We start from the raw sequence: 6,260 nt of genomic DNA, 5'->3' as shown, positions 1-6,260 counted from the left end.
GATGAGTGGTTAGATATTTATAATTATGAGCGACCACATGATTCACTTGGCGATATGACACCAATTGGTTATCTTGAGGCTGCATAAAATTCTACGAAATAGCTGTACTAAATTGGGTGGAGTTACAATAGTCCTGATTTGTTGTTACGGTATGAGGGGGGGCTAGTACATGCAATATCATTTGTGTTCTTCCATTATTTTGTTGTTTTTATTGGATTCGAAAGTTCTTAAAGATAGAAGGTGAAAATTTGCATGGTAAATCTGCAGAAAATTCTTTCCCTTCAACAGTTAGGACACCTCTCGTAGAGCATGACTTATTATAGCTATCTAAAAGCAAATATCCGTCGCTTCGAATATCCAGCGAATTTATCTTTTCGATGTATCCGTTTGCTTTTTCGAAACTCGATGGACAACTGGAATGTTGGTATATTCTTACTCGCTCTTCGCGAGTTTCGAATGAAAAAAAGCCATCACATGCCGACGTCATAAAATGCCTAAAAATTGCTTTTTTTAATATGTGGTTAGGAGTGGATTTATTAATTATTATTTCACCGATTAGCTGCTGATAGCTTTTTATTATCGCTTCTTCGGGTGGGGGAGTTGAGTTGCCAGAAGTGAGCGCACCTAACGCCGTTTTACTTTCAGGAGATATATTACTCACGAAGTGATTGAGACTATTTTCTCGAGTGTTAAGAAGTTTTTGTCGCCAGTAGTGAAAAAATTGTTTTTCCCCAATTAAGTGATGTAAAAATGCATGTCCGCAGCTATAGCGGCCTGGCCAATACTGCGTTCCCGGTATTACCTTATAGCTATGCTCAAGCGAACAGGTGAGCTTTTGAAGATTATTTTGTGTGTCAAACTGCTCCCTATCGATGAGCTTTAAATTGAGCTTGGCTATATTTGCTGCGAATTCAGCACCACCTTCGCTAAGCCAGTGAGGTTCATGACTGTCATTACTTGTCCAAATATGGAATACTTCGTGAGCGATAAATTGTTCTAGGTGTTGAGCAATAGCAGGGCTAAAGTTGAGGTAACGTTTACCACCAAACCTTAAGACAAAAGTGTTACCATTATGCACCCCGCCATCATAAAAATCAGACTCTGGACTCTCGAAGCTTGCAACAATGGTTAACTTTTTATCATTTGATAGTGCTAATTCTTTACTGTAATAACTGTGAAACTTTTTGAAATTTTCAGTTATCAGATCACTTAGCCATTGTGGTAGATTATCATTGAAGATGAAGTTGAATTTACTTTTCTTACTGACGAGCACTGATTCTTCGTTAAAGCTAAATATTAAAAAGTTATTTTTCTTCTCTACACTTACCAGTTTTTTGTCTTTTTCTGCGAAAAAAGTGATGCAATTTTCTTCTAAACTTTCCCATTCGTCATCTGGCTTTATTTTCATTGCAATTGGAGTGATTGCGGTCATGAATACGCCATGAGAGTCTCCTAAATTCACGTATGGCGCGTATGTTGCGTTAATATACTTATTTAAGGGGGATAGAAGGAATGAGGTAGTTAAGCCTTTCTCATTCATTAGAACTATGTTACTACTATGATGAGCTATATTTTCCCTCTGGTTAATATTTAAAAATGCAGATTCTGTTTCTTTCGATGCGTTGAGTTTCAATGCAGTGTAAGGTTTGCTAGCTCGATATTCGACCTGCAATCCTTTTGGGCTTTGTTTAAGTATTAACTTTACAGGAAAAGTACAGCTCTCTTTTGCGAAACTAGAGAATGAAAGTATCATCGAACTAAAAAATATAAAAATCTTAATCATTTTACTTCCCTTCTATAATTTTAAGGATTTCATCTTTAGGATAGCCATTGGAGACTAAATGCTGAGTAATTTCAAAATATAATGCACTTATTGCCTCGCAAAACACGGATGGGTTATTAAACCCGTTGTTTTTACTGTATCTATTTTCTAAGTCTCCGCCTCTGCAGAGCTTCTCCCATACACAGTCTTTACAGCCTTCAGGTGTTTCTTTGTAAATTTTATCTATCTCTTTAAAAATTTCGTGTTCCAAAAATGATCTTAATGTGGTTTCTTTTACGTTGCTTGTTGGCGCCATTTTTCGCCATTCACTCGTTGGAATGAATGAATCATCAATGGTTATCGTTCCATCTGATTGAATACAAATTATTTGATTGTTTATTATTTCTTTTCGATCATATGGTCTATTGTCTCCTCCTTCCCTCTTTTGAAATATTCTAAATTTGTCTTCAATTTGACGTGTTGAAAAATTATTAGTTTCTCTCCAAAGATTAAAAATATCGAGCACTGCTTTTTTATAATCATTGATTGTTGTATTGTTAGGGAATGGGTCGTCATGACTTATATCTGGGAACAAGAAGCTTAAATTTTTTATATTTAAATCTTCAACTAAGTGCTCAGTGATTTTTTTATAGTCAAAGGTGCCATTTAATACGCTAATGACACCAGGCTGAGTAAGTCGTCCTTCGGAGGCCGCCTTGGTTATAAGTTCAGTGCCCGCCTTTATTTTGTCATAAGAGCCTTTACCATTGTGGTCGATTCTGAATTTATCATTGAAGCTCTTTGGGCCATCAATACTTAAGCCTGGACTCACCTGATATTTCTCGAAGAGCGTAATCCACTCTTCAGTAACTAGAGTTACATTAGTTTGTACTGATAACTTCAACTGGGTATGCTCAGACAGCCCTTTACTTAGTTTTTCACATAAATCTGAAAACTTTTTAAGCGGGAGCATCAAAGGCTCCCCACCATGTAAAGCTATCTCGATAACAGAAATCTTTATTTCTTTTAATGAACGAAGGAGGAAGTCAATTAAGTCATCAACGGTTTTGCCTGAAATTAATGCAGGTCTATCTTTGTAAGAATCATCGCCACCAAAAAAATAATAGCAATATGTACATGCTAAATTACATCTTTCAGATACTTTTAATATAACCTGCAATCTATCTATAGACTTTAGCATTATTATCTCTTTCTATTTTTAGGCTAAAAGTAGCCCATGCTTTTGCATTACATGGGCATAGATTTATACTTATGAACAGCGCTGGCTGTAACTTCCAGAACCTTGAGTGTAACCACTCCCATCATTTCTCTGGTCGTAACTTCCTCCATTTTGTCCATAGCCAGGATTTGAGCCACCACACTGGGCGTAGTTTCCACCTGAAATGGAAGGTAATACTTCAGGCTCTAGTAGCTTAGTCACTAGTGGGCTTTCTGTTACCTTTCCCTCGTGTTGTTGTAGTTGGTTGAATAAATTACTTTTTTCTATCATGAGCTTTCCTTGTAAAAGATTGTTATTAATATCTCGAATTACAGAAGTCTATGTCTGGAGGCATTACTTCGTAATTCACTCGTAGTGACGTTGTCATATCAATCAGCTCTTATTGGCCTTAAAAGTTAATAATGTTTACTTTTGTACCTTAATGCTGAACTTTTAATTTATCAGTACGTAAGTTAAATGAAACTATCTAAGTGGGTAGTTTTGAGGCGACCAACTTTTGCCAAATGGTTATAGCTGCTGAGGAGTTGCGAGTGATGCTGTTGCGCCGAAAATTGTTTGATGTATACCGCTTCAGATAACAGCTGCTATCAATATGAAAGTAAATGAAGGGTTGTTTTTATTGAGGCGAAAGCATTTGAATGTTAATGTTGAGTTTAAAGGTAATTTTTATGTGATCAAGGAGGTGGGTGTGTCTTGCTGTTTTTCTAAATTATCAAGCCGAGAGCGTGATGTATTACTACTTTTATTATCAGGGAAGTCCTATAAAGACATTGCATTTGAGCTGCATGTTTCATCAAATACCGTGAAGTTTCATTGTGGAAACATTTACGACAAGCTGGGTGTTGCCAATAGAAAAGTGCTGTCGGCTAGGTACTTTAGACATGATGTATTGGAGCAGAATGAGGCTGTAAATGATAAACTACAATACAATGACGCCAAAGAGCCTATCATTTAGCTTGCTATTGTTTATTAAAGCTCAAAGGGAAGCAGAGACAAGCTTAAATTTAACAAAGACTTGTCACTACTTGGCAAACCATTCCTGTAAGCTTTTAGTCGCAGTGGCTGTTTTATCACAACGATCAACATACCTTATTACCTTCGTAAATTTAGCAACCGTCTTATGGTTTGCTTTTAGACGCGCTTTACCTGCTACTGGCCTTTATTGATATGCTTATTTATCCAATCTTGGTAATAAGATACACGCGTTAATACTGCGGTTGAACCGTATTTTCCTAAAGTATAATTTTCCAAATCGCCTTCAATTTCTCTCCATGCAGCTAATCCAACCAATACCGGAGTTGAGCCTTGATAAATGATTGCTGCGCCGCCGCTATCTCCTGAGCCTATAGTGCCTTCTAACGGTAGCGCATCGGCTCCTTGTTCGAAGGTAAATCTGAGCCAGTGTGCTTTTGCTTCTGTGATCACGTTGTTGTAAACATGCATTTGATAGTCGTCTTGAGTGAAAGCCCAATCTGAGAAAAATTTGGTGACTTGGTACCATGCATAGGTAGTTAAGCTTGGTCCCTCAGAGTCGTGCTCTTCACCCGTTATTCCCGTTCCGATAGCGCCGCGACCAAACCCGGTTATTTCCATGCCTAACTCTTCATTTCCCTCATATATAGCGATGGGTTGAATGTGTGTCACAGGCTTACTTAAGCGAATTAACGCAATGTCTTTGGCGTTATTTAGCTGCTCCATAAGCGGTGCCGGGTCGCCTTCACTCCAGTCACCTTCTACCTTTTTGTAATCCGGGTGAATAATGATTTGTGCGATTTGATTTTCAACGCCATGTACCATGATAGGTTTGTCTTGGTAGTCATACATAAACGTATAAATGACGTGGGCTGGTGCCAATAACCAATGCTTATCGATTAACACCGAACCGCCTTGGAATGGCATATCAACATAAAACTGCGGGATGCTATTAACCTTATACAAGTCAGGGTCAACATCATGTCTTTTGACAACCGCATGGTTCTGAAAAGAGGCAAACATGAGCAAAAAAATGGCAAGGTATTTCATCATTATTCCTTATTTATTATATTGTTATTATTTCCAAAGTGGCCAATAAATCATCATACTGAAACTTTCTTTTCAATGCATCAATAAATGTACCTGTTTTATACTACGCTCTCTCCCTCAAAAATATCTGCACGCTCACCAAATTAAAATAAATAAAAACAAAAGGTTATTGTCATGCTATGGCGCCAAAAATAGTGCAAATTAGTTCGGAAACATGATTGATAAGAAGTGTGACTGGTGCAATCAAGTTTGTGAGGTAACAGCATTAAGGTAAAGTTAATTTATGTGCTGTAGGGCCTGTTGACCTTTGCTGTTTGATTTTTGTTCTTCTGAGTGTGTTTTGGTCGCGACGCTCGACTTGCCGCCTAGTAATCTAGGCAAAAGTTGAGCAACAATGAACAAAGCGCACTCAGGTGAACCCAAAGGGCAGCGCTTGACTGGCATTTCTACTGTGTTATCACCTGACTTACATAGAATAACTATGCTACGCAGGCTCTGCCTTGTATAAATACCAGTCAAACTGCTGCAAAAACAAACTTGAAAGATAAACAGGCCCTAGGCTATTTGCCGTTTATGCAATCAAAAGCGAGTTGCTTGCAAGGAGATCTCTGAAAGCTAAATCGCTTTGCGGCAATCACATAAAATAAATTGAAAGGAACAACGCATGATAAGGATGATATTTGCAACTTTTCTATTGCTTTGGGGCATGCAGGTTAGCGCTCAAGAGCTTATCTTATCGAAGGTCGTCAAGTTAAATGTTGACTCACCTATCACTATTTCGCATGTGTCTGAAACGTTAGTGTTGGCGTTTAAAGACAGTAAATTACTTCACGAAACTTTAGATCCGCAAAAGTTTGTACCTGCTGTTGATTTATCTGGGCATGAACATCAATTTGTACGGAGTTTATTTGAGGTCGATTCAAGAATGAAATTGCCTGCTTGGCTCAAGATACTTTCAGAAGAGGTCGCAAGCACCTATCAAATACAGAATGTCCAACAAAAATCTATTCAAGAAATTACGATATTTAGTAGTTACAACAAAGAGGAAACACACGGGATAGCGTTTGTTCTTGAAGCGCAAGTAATTCATAAAATAGAGGTTTTTGGACAACAATTACAGTTTGAAAATGTGATAAATAACATAGCGACAAGGTTTTAGGAACTTAATAATCAAAGTGCCGTGCCGTAGAGCCAATCACTGCTGCTCAGCACATTAAGTTACAGGCTTTTCGATGC

General features: G+C 37.8%; 6 protein-coding genes. 2 read left to right on the top strand and 4 right to left on the bottom strand.

Annotated features, from left to right (window positions below; all coding sequences use genetic code 11):
- Positions 1-208 precede the first annotated feature (208 nt).
- The 3 genes from L3V43_RS17845 to L3V43_RS17835 all read right to left on the bottom strand — a co-directional run bounded on the left by L3V43_RS17845 (position 209) and on the right by L3V43_RS17835 (position 3,272).
- Entirely contained in the window at positions 209-1,783 is a 1,575-nt protein-coding gene (locus L3V43_RS17845) for a hypothetical protein (RefSeq protein ID WP_237117024.1), read from the bottom strand.
- Position 1,784: 1 nt separating this feature from the next.
- Positions 1,785-2,963 (bottom strand): radical SAM protein, encoded by a 1,179-nt coding sequence (locus L3V43_RS17840; protein ID WP_010603837.1) that lies wholly within the window; start codon positions 2,961-2,963, stop codon positions 1,785-1,787.
- A gap of 69 nt (positions 2,964-3,032) precedes the next feature.
- Complete coding sequence (locus L3V43_RS17835) at positions 3,033-3,272, bottom strand: hypothetical protein (protein ID WP_010603836.1); 240 nt, start codon at positions 3,270-3,272, stop codon at positions 3,033-3,035.
- Positions 3,273-3,594: 322 nt separating this feature from the next.
- On the opposite strand from L3V43_RS17835, the gene L3V43_RS17830 reads away from it, so the two are divergent.
- Positions 3,595-3,957 (top strand): LuxR C-terminal-related transcriptional regulator, encoded by a 363-nt coding sequence (locus tag L3V43_RS17830; protein WP_237123936.1) that lies wholly within the window; start codon positions 3,595-3,597, stop codon positions 3,955-3,957.
- A gap of 194 nt (positions 3,958-4,151) precedes the next feature.
- Here L3V43_RS17830 and L3V43_RS17825 read toward each other — a convergent pair whose 3' ends face one another.
- The gene (locus L3V43_RS17825; protein WP_223229984.1) at positions 4,152-5,027 is read right to left on the bottom strand and encodes a trypsin-like serine protease; all 876 of its coding nucleotides are present in this window, start codon (positions 5,025-5,027) and stop codon (positions 4,152-4,154) included.
- A gap of 661 nt (positions 5,028-5,688) precedes the next feature.
- On the opposite strand from L3V43_RS17825, the gene L3V43_RS17820 reads away from it, so the two are divergent.
- Positions 5,689-6,183: a hypothetical protein gene (locus tag L3V43_RS17820; RefSeq protein ID WP_174169590.1), complete on the top strand. Its 495-nt coding sequence runs from the start codon at positions 5,689-5,691 to the stop codon at positions 6,181-6,183.
- The last annotated feature ends 77 nt before the right edge of the window (positions 6,184-6,260 follow it).

Source organism: Pseudoalteromonas sp. L23 (assembly GCF_021728455.1).
Taxonomy (GTDB): Bacteria; Pseudomonadota; Gammaproteobacteria; order Enterobacterales; family Alteromonadaceae; genus Pseudoalteromonas.
This window is presented reverse-complemented; position numbering and strand designations above follow the sequence as displayed.